The organism is Geothermobacter hydrogeniphilus (assembly GCF_002898515.1).
Classification (GTDB): Bacteria; Desulfobacterota; Desulfuromonadia; order Desulfuromonadales; family Geothermobacteraceae; genus Geothermobacter_A.
The window spans coordinates 1-15347 of sequence record NZ_PPFX01000049.1 but is presented as its reverse complement, the minus strand read 5'-3'; the positions used below and the strand labels follow the sequence as shown (position 1 = coordinate 15347).

The following is a 15347-nucleotide window of genomic DNA, read 5'->3' as shown; positions in this document are numbered from 1 at the left end:
TGACGTAAATAGACGGCAGAAAAGGTCTCGCTCCGGCCTCGCACCTCGCATCTCGTACCTCGCACTTCGTCTCACCCCTCCCGCACCCGTCCGCGCAGGGCCTTGGTGCGGCCGCGGCGGATTTTCTGATCAACCCGTTTTTTCCGGGCCGATTTACTCGGCCGGGTCGGGCGGCGGGCTTTGGGGACGCTGGCGGCCCTGATCAGCAGCTGCCGCAATCGTTCCAGGGCTTCCCGACGATTCTGCTCCTGCGAACGGTGGCTGCGGGCTCGGATCAGCAGCACCCCGCTACTGCTGACCTGTCCGCCGGCCAGGGTCAGCAGGCGGCTCTTGACCTCGGCCGGCAGCGAGGAGTTGCAGATATCGAACCGCAACTGGATGGCGGTCAGGCTGCGATTGACGTGCTGCCCGCCGGGGCCACCGGCGGTGGTGGCACTGAAGGTGATTTCGTGCAGCGGCAGGCGCAGACCGGGCTTGATATCGAGAAATTCCATGGTGAGAAGTCAACTCCGATGGCGTCGCAAAAACTCACCAACTGCAGCGTTGCTGCAATTGTCTCGCGGCTTCGACGTACGTAAGTACGCCTCATTGCTCGATAATTGCGCGCCTTGCATTTGGCGCTTTTTGCTTAGCCATCCACAGCGATGCTTTTTGCGAAAGCATCAACTCCGGCGCATGACGGCGGTGGACTTCGCTGAGGGGAACTGCGGAGTCATCCCTATTTCTCGTTCTTCACTGGCCAGAGACCTTTTTCACGCAACTCGTCGAGCAGATCCCGTCCCTGGCCGAGGCTGTCGAAGATGATGGCCGAGGTCATGGTGGCGGCGGTGACGGCATCGACCTGCGGGTCGAAGACCGGCGGCGAGGTCAGCACGCTGCCGATCAGCCGCTTGCGCATTTTATCCACTTCTTCGCGGTTCCAGTTGACGTTGCCCCAGCGGGTCAGCTGCAGCGGTTCGAAGCCGACCACCCGCGCGTTTTTGTCGAAGACATAGATGAAATGAACATCGTGGCAGATATCGCAGATCGACTGGCGGCTGGTGACCTCGGCGAACAGGGTATGGACCTGGTTGCCCCGGCGCATCCGGGCCATGTAGACCCGGCGGCCGCTGCGCAGGTCGAGTTGGCGGAAAGCGACCTGGGTGCCGCCGGTGCCGATGAAAGCGGTGCGGACCCGGTATTCGAGGTCTTCCGGGGAGAGCAGCGGTTCGATGGCGGAGCGGACCTTCTTTGCCCTGGCGCCCTGATGTCGCAGGGTTTTGAGGTCGGTTCTCGCCAGGTCCTGGAACTCGTAGAAAAGATTTTCGTAATGGGTGTTCAGCCCGAGGTGGGTTCCGGCCACCACCCCCGGTTTACCCGGTCGGTCCTGGCGGACATAGATGGTGAACGGGGTGGTGGTGCCGCCGATGGCTCGCCAGAAATTGAACTTCGGGTCGGGAATCACCGGGAAGGGGACGTTGAAGGCTCGGCGGAAACCTTCCACTTCACTCGGAATGTTGCCGATCGCCAGGCCGAGCATGTGGATACGTCCCCGGGTTTTGGGATCGGCCTCGATCATTTTGAACAGCTCGTTGTAGGATGCGGTCTGCATCTGGCAGTGGGGACAGTGAGTGTTGAGCATCTCGATGATCAGCAGCTCGCCGGGAACCTGGCTCGGGGTGAAATGGTCTCCGGCCGGCAGGCCGAGGTAGTCGCGATCGGCCTGTGCTGCGGGGATCGGCAGGCTGATTTCGGGAAAACTGTCGCCGAAGGAGATCGGGTCGGTTGCGGCCAGTGCCGGTGACACTCCCCAGAAAAGAAACCAGACAACAAGCATGACATGTAGCATGGTGTATCCCCCTGGGAATGAGATGTCCCCAAGCATAGCAGTTTCTGGATAATTGTCTTCAATGCCGGGTTGAGATTTTCCTGAATTTTATCAGACCAGCAGCTGCAGCGGTTCTTCCTGCAGGGCTGCCAGCTGTTCGCGCAGTGAGACGATCTGCTCGCCCCAGAACTGCATGCTGTTGAACCAGGGAAAGGCGCGCGGGAAGGCGGGATCATCCCAGCGTCGTGCCAGCCAGGCGCTGTGATAAAGCATGCGCAGGGTGCGCAGCGGCTCGATCAGGCGCAACTCTCTGAGGTCGAAGTCGCAGAACTGGTGGTAGCCCTCAAGAATTTTGCCGAGCTGCTGTTGTTGTCGCGTCCGGTCGCCGGAAAGCAGCATCCAGAGATCCTGTACCGCCGGAGCGCTGCGGGCGTCATCGAAATCGACGAAATGGGGCGCGCCGTCGCGCCACAGCATATTGCCGCTATGGCAGTCGCCGTGGACCCTGATCCAGCGGCAGCTGCCGCCTTCGTCCAGGGTCTGTTCAAGCGCCTGCAGCAGTTGCCCGGTCAGGGCCTGCCAGCTTTCCCGGTATTCCGGCGGCACGAATCGTTCACTCAGCAGTTCGACACTTTCCCGGCCGTAGTGCGCGAGGTCGATGGCGGGGCGGTGGAGGAAATTGCGGCCGGCACCGATGGCGTGGATGCGGCCCAGCAGGCGGCCGAGAATGAACAGGTTGTCGAGGTTGTCGAACTCGGGAGCGTGCCCGCCGCGGCGGGGAAAAAGGGCAAAGGAAAAAGGACCGAAGTGGAACAGGCTTTGTCCCGCCGGGTCGCGCCAGGGGGCGACCACCGGCAGTTCATGCTCGGCCAGTTCGAAGCAGAAGGCGTGTTCCTCGCCGATCTGGGCGTCGTTCCAGCGTTGCGGACGGTAGAACTTGACGATCAGCGGCGCGTCGTCTTCGATACCGACCTGGTAGACGCGGTTCTCGTAGCTGTTGAGCGCCAGCACCCGGCAGTCACAGGTGAAGCCGAGGCTTTCCACCGCATCCATGACGAAATCGGGGGTGAGGGCGTCGAAGGGGTGCCCGGTGGTTTTCGGCACGGTCATTTGCCTCCGGTTTCGTCAAGCAGGGCAAGGATTTTCGGCGTGCAGCGTTTGCCGCCGCAGGGTCCGGAACCGGCGCTGGTGGCGGCGCGCAGCTCTTCGAGTGTCCTCTTGCCGGCGGCGATATGTTTCAGAAAAACCCGCTTCTTGACGTTTCTGCACAGGCAGACCGGCTTCAGCCCGTCGATGATGTCCTGCTGATCCATGACGATGATTCCTTTGCGGCTTAAGCGGCCGCGCCCTTTTTAATCGCCGTCCCCAATTCCGTCAGCCGGGTCACGGTCGCTGTTGGCTGGATCTCCCAGGGGTCGAAAACGGCCTGCGGAGTGCGTCGCACCCAGGCGCCGTTCATCCCGGCCGAGATCGCGCCGATGACATCGAACGGGTTGCTGGAAATCAGCCAGCTGGTGCCGCCGTGGGCGCCCGCCCGGCGGAGAAAGTGGGCGTAGACGGCCGGGTTGGGCTTGAAGCTGCCGATCTCGTCACAGCTGACGACATCCTCGAAACAGTCGCCGATGTCGGCGTGGGCGAGCAGCGACTGAAGATCATCGGCGCGGCCGTTGGAAAAGGCGAACAGCCTGAAGCCAGCCGCCTTGAGGTCCGTCAGGGCCGGTTTGACTTCGGGGAAGGTCGGCAGCACCCGATAACCGGCGAGCAGCAGTTCGCGGTCGCCGCCATCCAGGACGACGCCGAGCCGGGCGCAGGCGTAGTCCAGGGCCTGGGCGGTACAGGTGGGGAAGTCGCGGTAGTTCTGCATCAACCCGCGGCGGAAGGAATACTCCAGCTGTTTCTCCCGCCACAGTTGTGACAGTGGCGCCGCCTGGTCACCGACCAGGCGTTCAAGGACGGTGATCACGCCGGCGGTATCGATCAGGGTTCCGTAGACATCAAAGGCCAGGGTTGCTGTCATCGTCGTTTCTCCTTCGGTTTCCCGGGGCAGGATTGCCGTTGGTTGTTGCAGACTCTTCAGATCGCCCGTTCGGCAAGGTAGGTTTTGATGACAGCGGTGTCGGCGTCGACGATTTCACAACGTTGTTCCCGCTGTTCGATCCCCGCCAGGCCGGCGGGCCGCTGCGGTTCCCGGCCGGTGGCCTGGCGGACCGCCTGGTCGAACTTGGCCGGATGGGCGGTGGCCAGGCAGACGGTCGGGTAGCTTCCCGAGCCGAGTTCCCCGGCTGCATGCACCCCGGTCGCGGTGTGGGGGTCAAGCAGGTAATCGGTCCGGCGGAAAAAGTCGCCGATGGTCGCGATGGTCTGCTCATTGTCGACCGTAAGGGCGACGAACTCGTTCTGGACGCTGTTTAACTGCTCCGCGCTGAATTCCAGTCTGCCGTCGCGGCTGAAGTCCTCCATGGCCTTTCTCAGGGCCTGGCTGTCGCCATCCAGCAGGTAATAAAGATAACGCTCGAAGTTGCTCGCCTTCTGGATATCCATCGACGGCGAGGGGGTGGGGCGGACCGCGCCGATCGAATAATCGCCGTGGTTGATGAAGCGGCTGAGGATATTGTTTTCGTTGCTGGCCAGGATCAGCTGGTCAATCGGCAGCCCCATCCGTTTAGCGATATACCCGGCGAAAATATCGCCAAAATTTCCGGTCGGTACCGAAAAATTGATTTTTTTGCAGCCGGTTTCCTTGTGAACCCGGCCCCAGGCGTAGAAGTAGTAGACCACCTGCGCCAGTACCCGCGCCCAGTTGATCGAATTCACCGCGCCGAGGCTGTGCCGCTGCTTGAACGCGACGTCGCCGAAGATCTCCTTGACGATTGCCTGGCCGTCGTCGAAGGTGCCGCGGATTGCCAGGTTGAAGACGTTGGGATCGGTGACGGTGGTCATCTGCAGTTCCTGGATCGGTGAGACCTTGCCGTGCGGATGAAGGATGAAGATGTTGATGTTCTGCTTGCCGCGTACTCCGTAGATGGCCGCCGATCCGGTATCCCCCGACGTGGCGCCGATGATGTTCATCTTCTCGCCGCTCTCTTTGAGGAGATACTCGAACAGGTTGCCGAGAAACTGCAGGGCGACATCCTTGAAGGCCAGGGTCGGACCGTGAAAGAGTTCGAGGATGTAGACCCCGTCCCGGTGAACCACCGGGGTCACATCGGGGTGGGTGAAGGTGGCGTAGGAGCGGTCGATCAGGTCTTTCAGGTCGGCAGCCGGGATGTCGGTGGCGTAGCGGGAAATGACCTGGAAGGCCAGCCCCGGGTAGGCGAGCCGGGACCAGGCTTCGAGTTCGCCGCTGTTGACGCGGGGGATCTCGGCCGGCAGCAGCAGTCCGCCGTCATCGGCCAGGCCCATCATCACCGCCTGTTTGAAGCTGAGGCCGTTGACCCGGCCGCGGGTGCTGAAATAGTGCATCGGGATATCTCCTCGGGTGTGATTAGAGGGCCATCATAGCAAAAAGGGCGGGAGAGCAAAAGCTCTCCCGCCCCGTCAGAGGATTGAAATGCCTATCTCAGCCCAAGTCAGTTGTTCCCCTGGGCGTCGACCACTGCCACCGCCGCCATATTGACGATGTCGGAGACATCGTCACCGCGCTGCAGGACGTGAATCGGTTGTTTCATGCCCATCAGGATCGGGCCGACCGCTTCGGCTTCTCCCAGTTTGTTGAGCAGCTTGTAGCTGATATTGCCTGACTGCAGGTCGGGGAAAATAAAGACGTTGGCATCCCCCTTGAGATCGGAGAAGGGGTATTCGGAGGCGATCAGTTCCGGGTCGAGGGCGACGTTGGCCTGAATTTCTCCATCGACGCTCAGGTGCGGAGCCCACTCCTTGACCAGCGAAGTCGCCTTTCTGACTTTTATCGCCAGCGGGTGCTGGGTCGAACCGAAGTTCGAGAAGGAGAGCATGGCGACCTTCGGCTCGATATCGAAGTGCCGGGCCTTTTCGGCGGTCAGGATGGCCGTCTCCGCCAGTTCCTCGGCGGTCGGTTCGATGGTCACGGTGGTGTCGGCGAAAAAGACCACCTGTTTTTTTGTGACGATCATGTAGGCGCCGTGCACCTTGGAGAGTCCTTCCTTCTTGCCGATGATCTCCAGGGCCGGACGGATGGTGTCCGGATAGTGGTGCTCGATGCCGGACAGCAGGGTGTCGGCGTCGCCCATGTGAATCATCATGGCGCCGAAGTAGTTACGGTTTTTCTTGATCTGCCGTTTGCCTTCGGCACGGGTGATGCCTTTGCGCTGGCGCATGGCGAACAGCTCGTCAATATATTTGCCGCGTTCGGCAAAGGTGTTGGGGTCGATAATCTCGACACCGTTCAGGTCAAGATCCAGTTCCTCGATCCGGGCGCGGATTTCCATTTCCTCGCCGAGCAGGATCGGTTTGGCGATTCCTTCGTCGATGAGAATCTGGGCGGCGCGGAGAATCTTTTCGTTGTCTCCTTCGGGGAAGACCACCCGTTTCGGATCACACTTGGCCTTGTTGATCAGGTTGCGCATGATCTCCTTGGAGCGGCCCTGCAGGGCTTCAAGATGCTCGATGTACTTGGCCATGTCCTTGATCGGACGCCGGGCGACGCCGCTGTCCATGGCCGCCTGGGCGACCGCCGGAGCGACCCGCAGCAGTACCCTCGGATCGAAGGGCTTGGGAATCAGGTATTCACGTCCGAACTTAATCTCTTCACCGCTGTAGGCCTTGCGCACCGAGTCGGGAACATCTTCCCTGGCCAGTTCGGCCAGGGCCTTGACGGCGGCGGCTTTCATCTCCTCGTTGATGGCACTGGCGTGAACGTCGAGGGCGCCGCGGAACAGGAAGGGGAAGCAGAGGACGTTGTTGACCTGGTTGGCGTAGTCACTGCGGCCGGTGCCGACGATGGCGTCCGGACGGACCGCCTTGGCTTCCGGCGGGGTGATTTCCGGGTCGGGGTTGGCCATGGCGAAGATGATCGGATCCTTGGCCATGGACTTGACCATCTCCTGGGTCAGCGCCCCCTTGGCCGAAACGCCGAAGAAGATATCGGCACCGACCAGGGCTTCGGCGAGAGTGCGGGCCTTGGTGTCGCTGGCAAGGCGCTGCTTGTACTCGTTCATCCCCTCGGTGCGTCCCTTGTAGATGACGCCCTTGGTGTCGCAGAGGATAAGGTTTTCCTGCTTGATGCCGAGGGTCATGGCGAGGTTGGCGCAGGCGATGCCGGCGGCACCGGCGCCGTTGACCACCATCTTGGCCGTATCAAAGGACTTGCCGACCAGTTCGAGGGCGTTTTCCATCCCCGCCGCGGCGATGATCGCGGTGCCGTGCTGGTCATCGTGGAAGACCGGGATGTTCATGATCTTCTTCAGTTCTTCCTCGATGTAGAAGCATTCCGGACCCTTGATATCTTCCAGGTTGATGCCGCCGAAGGTCGGTTCCAGCAGTTTGACGGTGCGGATCAGTTCGTCGCAGTCCTGGGTGTCGAGCTCGATGTCGAACACATCGACGTCGGCGAAGCGTTTGAAGAGAACGCCCTTGCCCTCCATGACCGGCTTTCCGGCCAGGGCGCCGATGTTGCCGAGACCGAGTACCGCGGTGCCGTTGCTGACCACCGCGACCAGGTTGCCCTTGGCGGTGTACTGGTAGGCATCGTCCGGATTCTTCTCGATATCGAGGCAGGGCTCGGCGACTCCGGGGCTGTAGGCGAGGGACAGATCGCGACTGGTGGCGCAGGGTTTGGTGGTGATGACTTCGATTTTTCCTTTGCGTCCCTGACTGTGGTAGTCGAGGGCTTCCTGTCGTTTCGACATCTGATGTGCCTCCGTTGACGTGGTTTTACTCTCCCTAAAAAATACCCCATGAGACATGAGGTTCCAGATCGTGGGTGCTGGCTAAAAACAGTGTTTTAGAAAAAACAACTTGTCAATAAATTTAGTAAAATTAAAGGCGAACATAGTCCCGGTCCGAGGATGTGTCAAGCCTAAAGTGGTAGAAGATCAGCAAGGCCGATGCCAAGGCGGTTTCTCCTAAGATATCCCCGGTTTTCGCGGCGTCAAGCGGGGTTTTGGTTTCCTTGCGGGTCGGAGCGCGGGAGATAAGTTGCCGTTCCTGGCGGAAATCAGCCGTTTTGCGGTTTGCGAGGCAATGTTCTGCAAATGATTGCCGTGGTCGACGGCGGTTTGACATGGCCGGTGGCAAGGGGTACAAACGACAGGAATTCAGAATCCGGGATCTTCCGGTCCGCCGCCCGTGGGTGGGATGGGCCGGGGGGAATGAATGATTGATGACGATGATTGCAGGTGTTCTGTCTGATACCCATTTTTCCGATCTCGCGGAAGCCGACGCGGCGATCGGGGAACTGCTCGCCGGCTGTTTCGCGGATGTCGACCTGGTGCTGCATGCCGGTGATCTCGGTCCGCCGGAGGCGTTATTCTGCTTTGCTCCCCTGCCGGTGCTGGCCGTGCGCGGCAACACCGATACCGGGCATGCCGATCTGCCGTCACAGAGGCTTCTGACCCTGGACGGTGTCCGCATCGGCCTGGTTCATGGCTGGGGGGCGGCCGCCGGGCTGGAAACGCGGGTGATCCGGCATTTCGACGGGCAGGAACTGGACCTGTTGATTTTCGGGCACAGCCATGTTCCGGTTTGCACCCGGCGCAACGGCTTGCTATTGTTCAACCCGGGCAGCCTCAATCGGCCGCGGTCATCCCGCGGGCCGACCGTTGGCCGCCTGATATTGGACCGGGGAACCGTCAGCGGCGAGATTCTGACGCCCTGAGAAAAGTTTTACGAACGCGGTAAGGAATGACCATGAAACAACTCTGGGCACCCTGGCGGATGAGCTATATCAACGGCGACGACAAAGACGCGACAGCGGGCTGTATTTTCTGTGTGCGCGACACTTTGGACGAGGATCATGACCGGTTGATTCTTCATCGCGGGGAACATGCTTTCATCATCATGAACAAGTATCCCTATTCTAACGGCCACCTGCTGGTCGCTCCCTACCGGCACACCGCCGATCTCTCAGAGTTGAGTGATGCCGAGGCGCTGGAGATGCATCGCCTGACGGTTCTGGCCCGCGACGCGCTGCGGTCGTGGGGCAATCCCGACGGCTTCAATATCGGCATGAACTGGGGCCGGGTGGCCGGGGCGGGCATCGAGGATCACCTGCATCTGCATATCGTGCCTCGCTGGAACGGCGACACGAATTTCATGCCGGTCTTTTCGGATGTCAGGGTGATTCCCCAGCATCTGCTGGAAACCTACACCCTGCTGGCGAAAGCGATGGCTTCCTTACTGAGGACGACGGAATAAACTATGTTTGAATTGTTCAACAAGGGCGGATTCCTGATGTGGGTACTGCTGGGCTGTTCGGTGCTGGCCCTGGCGATTTTCCTGATGAAACTTTTCTGGTATCGGCAGATTCGCGGCAGCGGGCAGATCCTGTTCAGAGATGTCATCGACCTGGTGCAGAAAAAGAAAATCGACGAAGCGCTGGTGGTCTGCCAGCGGACGCCATCACCCCTCTCGCGGGTGGTTCTTGCCGCCCTCCGCCAGTCGGGCCGCTCCCGAGAGCATATCAAGACCATCGCTTCGGAAGTCGCCAGCCGGGAAGGGGTGGCGCTTGAGTCCTACCTCGGCCTGCTGTCGACCATCGCCACGATCTCGCCGCTGCTCGGCCTGCTCGGAACCGTGCTCGGCATGATCCAGGCGTTCAACGTCATCGCCACCGCCGGGGTGAGTACCCCGGCGACCCTCGGCGGCGGCATTTCCCAGGCTCTGATCACCACCGCCGCCGGTATGGCGGTGGCGATTCCGGTTATCCTCGCCCACCGTTTCCTGACCGGACAGATGAATCGTCTGGTGGTTGAAATGCAGGAATTCATCCTGCGGATTGTCGATCTGCTCGGTGGAGGCGGCAATGATGTTCAGCAGTAGACGCGGCAGTGAAGAGCCCAAGGTCGACATGACGCCGATGGTTGACGTGGTCTTCCTGCTGTTGATCTTTTTCATGATTTCAACCACCTTCGTCGAAACTCCCGGCATCGATGTCAACCTGCCCAAATCCTCTCTCGAGGTGACCGAGAAGAAGCCGCAGGAGATCAAGGTGTTTATCGACGCCCGCGGGAAGATCGTGATTGATGAGAAGCAGGTCAGTCTCAAGGGCCTGAAAGACCGGCTGAAGGCGATGGGCGCCAAGACCGCTGAAACCACCTTTGTCCTGATGGCCGACCGCGATGTCCGTCACGGGCGGGTGGTCGAGGTGATGGATGCCGCAAAAGAGGCCGGTTTCGAGCAGCTTGCCATCGCTACGGAAAAGACCTCGCGGTAAGGGAATTCCGCGAACGGACAAAGAATCACTTGACCCCAGTTTAAAATAAGTTAACATTGCCATATTATTGATTCTTTCGTGTTACCCGGAACGGATCGCAGCGGGTGGCGCAGGAGGGTACGCGATGGCTCAGACCAAAGGCCCCGGATCTCTGGACCGGGCCGGGATGTACGCGCTGCTCGGCTTCTGTCTGGGCGTCTCGGCACCGGTCGGCTGGTTGCTGTTGCGGCTGGTTTTTTTCTGGCAGCCCGGTGTTGGAGTCGTTGCCCAGCTGGAGCAGGAGGTTTTCCGTTCCGGGCAACAGCTTGCTCTCTACCTCTACATGGGGCTCGGGACCGCTCTGGTTCTTGCCTCCTTCGGTTTCCTCATCGGTCGTGCCTGGCAGCAGCTGCATGACCGGGCCGAACGTCTCGATCGTCTTCATCACGCCGTCGATGAGCAGAGGCAGGATTTCGAACGACGCTTCCGCAATCTCAACAACGGCATCAAAAATTTTCACGCCATCAACACCTATATCCAGAAAACCGACGATCCCGGCGAGGTCCTGAAGCTTGCCGCCGACGGCCTGCACAATATTCTCGGTTACGACCGGGTCAATATCCTCATGGTCGATGACGACCGGAAACGGCTGCGGCTGGTGGCCAGTCATGGTACCGAAGGAGATTTCAGAGACGCTGAATTTCCGCTCGATGAACGACTCGGTGTCATCTACAAGGCGGTTGCCGAACAGCGCCTGTTCCTGATCGATGACATGCGCAGGATGCCGGATGATTTTCACATCGCGGTCGATTTCAGCTCCCACCCGATTCTGCGTTCCCGGGCCTTTATCATCTGTCCGATTATTGTTCACGAGGAGGTCGTCGGCCTGTTCGGGGTCGACAACAAGCACAGTCGCGGTCAGCTTGATGAAACCGATGTCGACACCGTCAAGCTGTTTGCCGACCAGGTCGCCATGACCCTGACCAAACTCAACCTGCTCGACGCGGTCGATTCCCTGACCCGCGAACTGGAACATACCTTCAGCGAAATGCTGCAGTACCGGTCCGAACATGAACGTCTCGATGGCGCCCTCAAGGACGCCAGCCGTTCGACCGGCGAAGCGATCCGCGATATTTCCGGTGCCGCCGGCGTGGTCCAGGAGGCGGTCGACGAAACCCGTTCCGCCGCCGGAGAGATCTCGGTCTCGATTCAGCAGGTGTCGGAAAATATCGGCACCCTGCAGGAATTCATGGACAACGCCGTGGCATCGATCACTGAAATCGCCGCCACCATCAAGGAGGTCGAGGCGAGTGCGGTCAAATCGCAGGCGATGACCGAAGGGGTGCAGGAGAAAGCGGCCGGCGGGGTTGACCGGGTCGATCGCGCCATCTGCAGTCTGCAGGGGATTGCCGAAGCGGTGGAAACCGCCTACGCCGGTATTGAACGCCTGTCGGATATCGGTGAGGAGGTCGGGGGCATCACCACGGTGATCAACGAAATCACCCAGAAGACCAATCTGCTGGCTCTCAACGCCGCCATCATCGCCGCCCAGGCCGGGGAACATGGTCGCTCCTTCGCGGTGGTTGCCGACGAGGTCGGCAGCCTGGCGCGGGAAACAGCGCAGTCAACCGAGGCGATTTCGGCACTGATCGGCGACATCCAGCAGGCGACCCGCGAGGCTGTCGGACACATCGCCAAGACCCGCAACCTGGTTCGCGAGGGCCTGGACCACGGCGAAGAGCTGGAAACGGCTCTGCAGCAGATGCTGCAGGGGACCGAGCAGGCGATGACCATGTCGCGGGATATCCGCCGCGCCACTTACGAGGTGGCGCGCAGTGCCGAATCGATCAACAAGGCGGTGGTGCATCTCGGTGAGATGGCCGCGCAGATCTCCCACGCGTCCAAGGAACAGGCCAACGGGACGCGCAGCATCGTGCACGCCATCGAGGAGGTCAAGCAGATGTCCGACGATATGGTTGACGCGACCGAGCGGCAGCGGCGCAATATGGATGACATCGACCGCTCCGTCGACCTGGTCAGCGGCATGGCCAAGCGCATTTTCGCCGAACTGGAGAAACGTCAGCAGGGCAGCCGCGATGTGCTGGAGAAACTTGAAGTGCTGAAGATGCAGGGACAGCGGATTGAGTAGTGGGAAGCCGGGGATGGAAGCGCAGCGCTTCGAGTATGGAGTTACTGCGCGTCAAAACCCTTCCAGGAGTCACCCGGTATGCGGGGAATCAATGCCTCCATGATGAAGTCAAAGGCCTGATCAAAATTCCAATCAACGCCTGCCGTCAGCAGAGGTTCGATATCGCCACTAAACTGTTCATCATTCCGCTTTTCCATCATGTTCTGTTCGAACAAGGCTCTGCTGACAGGCGCGCCTCCATGTTCCATGTATTTCAAAAAACAGTCGACAACCGATTCTGCATCAGGTGACGGCTTCATTTCTGTAAAAGCGAACCAGAGATCAAAAAGATCCCGCCCTTTTTTGCGCTGGTAGAGCGCGCGCATTTTGGTGCCCAGCAATTCTTCGAGGTCAAAGGTCAAAATCTCTGTCGTCCCCGAATACCATCGCGAATCCACTGAAAAGGGAATCTTCTTGTAACCACGGACAGAAAAATGCTCGCGGGTATTTATCTCAATCTTCAGGGTCATGGGAGGCCCATCTTCAGATGCAAATCGATATCGAAATGTGACACGGCCTTCAGTCTGTTTCCATTTCGGCTTCCCCAACCAGGGGTCAAGCGAAGCTCGAATCCCGTCCATAAGTTCACCAACAGGTCCGGCAGTGACGCGGACAAGATCGATGTCTTCAGAGTAACGCACTGCCGGCATGTGCAGTTTGAACATCGCAGTCCCTCCCCGAAAAGCCAGTCCCTGTCCCAGCGCTGGATGATTAAACATTTCCACCAGTGCCCGGCAGATCACCAGATCCTGCTCGACCTGATAGTTTTGCGTCCAGGGTGCGTTCAGGCTCCACTCGGTAATGAAGTCACGTGCAATCAAATTTCAGCCTCCACGACACCATTGACCATCACTCGCCAGCGCGCATTTTTTATTGTTCCTTTAACGGATTTAGATCTGATGAGGGGGGTTGGCACCGGACGTTTCCTTTCAACATGCCGGGCAAGGTCAGCGGTTATCTCTCCTGCGCCGATGAGCTCAAGGATGTATCCCAGCCGCTGTGCCCAGGCGACGGGTGACATTTTTGCGGCTTCGAGCAGCTTCTTCCCGTCTATCTCTTCAAGGAGTTCGGTCAGAATGGTGGCCACATTATCCAGTCCCGCCGCATGTTCAGGGTAGCCAACCAGATCAAGAGCGGTTGCCTCGGGAGTTGATAATTTCAGATACCCGCGCGGAGTTTTAAATGGCAGGGTGGGAATCTCAGCGACATTTTTGCGGGCGACAAACCTGACTCGCACTTTGCCGCAGTCGATACCGGGTCGGTTTTTGGCGACCATGACCTGAAAAACCTGGGGGCGCTGGTGTGCGGCGCCATGATACTCGGCGGCACTCAGCAAAGCGGCGTAATAGGGCTCGCTCAGATGCTCCATCAGTTGCGGGATAAATTGGTCGGGCGGAAGACAGCCGATGGTTCTGTATTCAGGCGGAATAATCACCCAGAAGCCGCGATAGGGCATGGCGATCTGGCCCTTCTTCCCCAGGCGCCTCAGCGCTGCCCGAGTTGCAACCAGTGACTGGCCCAGTGCTCTTGCAACATCTTCAACCGCAAAGGTGTAACGCCCCCCTGCCATCAGTTCAGAAATGTAATCTGCGGCAAGCATAAATCTCCCCTGTCGTATGGATCACTCGACAAAAGTAACATCATTCGTTGCTTTTGTCGAGTGATCCATGTGTGGTTTCATTTTGTCTGCAGGGATCTACACCCAGCGGCGTCATTCTCGGCCTGATACGCTTGCTCAACATTGTCGCAAGGCGATGAAATAGGCAGGTCGGTATGGGGTTTGCCATCAGGATGTTCAGCAACCGGGAAGGCGGCTGCGGCAAGGAAAGCGAAAAGTTCAAGGAATCGTTAAACGGCTGCGGCAAGGAGGTTGAAGTCGTGGCGGGGAGGGTGGACACGCGTTTCCCAACTATGCATAATCTGGGGACAATACCTGGGTTGTCAATTAAATGGTATTATGTCCCCGCATGCATCTGGGGTCAGGTTTGACTTTCTGCCATCACGAGGTATCTCTGTTCGCATGCCCCGTAAACCCCGCATTCATTTTCCCGGCGCGGTCTATCACGTCATGCTGCGCGGCAATGCCGGCGATCCGGTATTTTTCAATGACCAGGACCGGTTTCGCTTCTACCTCTTTCTGCAACAGGCCATCGAAAAATTTTGCTGCCGCATTCATGGCTTCTGTCTGATGGATAACCATATCCACCTGATTGTCCAGGTCGCGGAAATACCCCTTTCACGGGTGATGCAAAACATCTCTCTGCGTTACACCAAGTGGATCAATTATTCCCAGGGGCGCGTCGGGCACCTTTTTCAGGGACGCTACAAGGCTCTTCTGATCGATGCAGACGCCTATCTGCTGCAACTCGTCGGCTACGTTCATCTCAATCCGGTGCGGGCGGGAATGACAACTGTGCCGGAGCAGTATCGCTGGAGCGGGCACCTCGCTTATCTTGGCAGAGACGAGATCCCATGGCTCACCACCGACTGGGTCCTTTCGCAGTTCTCGCCAAACCTCGCAAGAGCACGCCAAGACTATGAGGAATATGTCCTCAATCATCTGAAAGAGGGAAAACAGGCGAAGTTCCACTCCGGCACCGTTGAAGGAATTATTCTCGGAGAAGACCATTTTGCCGAAGAGGCCCTGCGGCACGCGGCCTGCGATATGACGCCACGTTATTCAGTTGCGGATATCGTTTCCGGCGTCTGCCAGGCCTACTCGGTGGACATTGAACAGCTTCGGGCCACCGGCAAACAGCGGCCGTTCACCGAGGCGCGCGCTCTCGCGGCCTGCATGGTTCTGGAAGCCCCGCACCTGACTTTGACCGAACTCGGCAAAAAACTGAATCGCACGGTGGTCCCCCTCGGCCGTGCAGCACGCAAGCTGGCTCAAAGGATTGAGAAAGACCCTGAGCTGAGGAAACGGAAAACGGAAATCATCGAGGTTTTGAAAAAGGCAGAAAGTCAAACCTGACCGTTCGCAGTAACAGTTTGAAATCAAACGGGTTTAAGTCCCGTCTGGG

16 protein-coding genes are annotated in these 15347 nt (G+C 59.2%); 7 read left to right on the top strand and 9 right to left on the bottom strand.

Annotated features, from left to right (window positions below; translation table 11 throughout):
• Positions 1–71 precede the first annotated feature (71 nt).
• The 7 genes from arfB to C2E25_RS15655 form a co-directional block, all read right to left on the bottom strand.
• On the bottom strand, positions 72–494 hold the full coding sequence (arfB, locus tag C2E25_RS15685) for an alternative ribosome rescue aminoacyl-tRNA hydrolase ArfB (RefSeq protein ID WP_103116666.1): 423 nt from the start codon (positions 492–494) through the stop codon (positions 72–74).
• Positions 495–718: 224 nt separating this feature from the next.
• On the bottom strand, positions 719–1828 hold the full coding sequence (locus C2E25_RS15680) for a TlpA family protein disulfide reductase (protein WP_103116665.1): 1110 nt from the start codon (positions 1826–1828) through the stop codon (positions 719–721).
• Between the two features lie 90 nt (positions 1829–1918).
• Positions 1919–2917, bottom strand: a complete 999-nt coding sequence (locus tag C2E25_RS15675; protein WP_199177451.1) for a serine/threonine protein kinase — start codon at positions 2915–2917, stop codon at positions 1919–1921.
• Positions 2914–3120 carry a (2Fe-2S)-binding protein gene (locus tag C2E25_RS15670; RefSeq protein ID WP_103116664.1) on the bottom strand — a complete coding sequence of 69 codons (207 nt, stop codon included), beginning with the start codon at positions 3118–3120 and terminating at the stop codon, positions 2914–2916. The genes C2E25_RS15675 and C2E25_RS15670 overlap by 4 nt, the downstream gene beginning before the upstream one ends.
• Positions 3121–3140: 20 nt before the next feature.
• Entirely contained in the window at positions 3141–3824 is a 684-nt protein-coding gene (locus tag C2E25_RS15665; RefSeq protein WP_103116663.1) for a haloacid dehalogenase type II, read from the bottom strand.
• A 56-nt stretch (positions 3825–3880) separates the two neighbouring features.
• Positions 3881–5269: a threonine synthase gene (thrC, locus tag C2E25_RS15660; protein ID WP_103116662.1), complete on the bottom strand. Its 1389-nt coding sequence runs from the start codon at positions 5267–5269 to the stop codon at positions 3881–3883.
• Positions 5270–5376: 107 nt separating this feature from the next.
• Entirely contained in the window at positions 5377–7632 is a 2256-nt protein-coding gene (locus C2E25_RS15655) for an NADP-dependent malic enzyme (RefSeq protein WP_103116661.1), read from the bottom strand.
• 473 nt (positions 7633–8105) lie between these two features.
• Here C2E25_RS15655 and C2E25_RS15650 point away from each other — a divergent pair, with 473 nt between their 5' ends.
• The 5 genes from C2E25_RS15650 (at position 8106) to C2E25_RS15630 (ending at position 12285) form a co-directional block, all read left to right on the top strand.
• On the top strand, positions 8106–8600 hold the full coding sequence (locus C2E25_RS15650) for a metallophosphoesterase family protein (RefSeq protein ID WP_103116660.1): 495 nt from the start codon (positions 8106–8108) through the stop codon (positions 8598–8600).
• 32 nt (positions 8601–8632) lie between these two features.
• Complete coding sequence (locus C2E25_RS15645; protein WP_103116659.1) at positions 8633–9139, top strand: HIT family protein; 507 nt, start codon at positions 8633–8635, stop codon at positions 9137–9139.
• 3 nt (positions 9140–9142) lie between these two features.
• Positions 9143–9763, top strand: coding sequence for a MotA/TolQ/ExbB proton channel family protein (locus tag C2E25_RS15640; protein ID WP_103116658.1), 621 nt, complete (start codon positions 9143–9145; stop codon positions 9761–9763).
• The gene (locus C2E25_RS15635; protein ID WP_233189459.1) at positions 9747–10157 is read left to right on the top strand and encodes an ExbD/TolR family protein; all 411 of its coding nucleotides are present in this window, start codon (positions 9747–9749) and stop codon (positions 10155–10157) included. Before C2E25_RS15640 ends, C2E25_RS15635 begins: the two co-directional genes overlap by 17 nt.
• A gap of 124 nt (positions 10158–10281) precedes the next feature.
• Complete coding sequence (locus C2E25_RS15630) at positions 10282–12285, top strand: methyl-accepting chemotaxis protein (RefSeq protein ID WP_103116657.1); 2004 nt, start codon at positions 10282–10284, stop codon at positions 12283–12285.
• A gap of 41 nt (positions 12286–12326) precedes the next feature.
• Here the strand turns inward: C2E25_RS15630 and C2E25_RS15625 are convergent, their stop codons facing one another.
• Both C2E25_RS15625 and C2E25_RS15620 read right to left on the bottom strand, forming a co-directional pair.
• A complete protein-coding gene (locus tag C2E25_RS15625) occupies positions 12327–13145 on the bottom strand; it encodes a nucleotidyl transferase AbiEii/AbiGii toxin family protein (RefSeq protein WP_199177450.1) in 819 nt (272 codons plus the stop codon).
• Entirely contained in the window at positions 13142–13924 is a 783-nt protein-coding gene (locus C2E25_RS15620; RefSeq protein WP_103116656.1) for a type IV toxin-antitoxin system AbiEi family antitoxin, read from the bottom strand. Before C2E25_RS15620 ends, C2E25_RS15625 begins: the two co-directional genes overlap by 4 nt.
• 173 nt (positions 13925–14097) lie before the next feature.
• Between C2E25_RS15620 and C2E25_RS17720 the strand changes: the two genes are divergently transcribed.
• Together C2E25_RS17720 and C2E25_RS15610 are read left to right on the top strand one after the other, a co-directional pair.
• A complete protein-coding gene (locus C2E25_RS17720; protein WP_103116655.1) occupies positions 14098–14313 on the top strand; it encodes a hypothetical protein in 216 nt (71 codons plus the stop codon).
• A 79-nt stretch (positions 14314–14392) separates the two neighbouring features.
• Positions 14393–15298, top strand: a complete 906-nt coding sequence (locus C2E25_RS15610; protein WP_233189458.1) for a transposase — start codon at positions 14393–14395, stop codon at positions 15296–15298.
• Positions 15299–15347 lie beyond the last annotated feature (49 nt).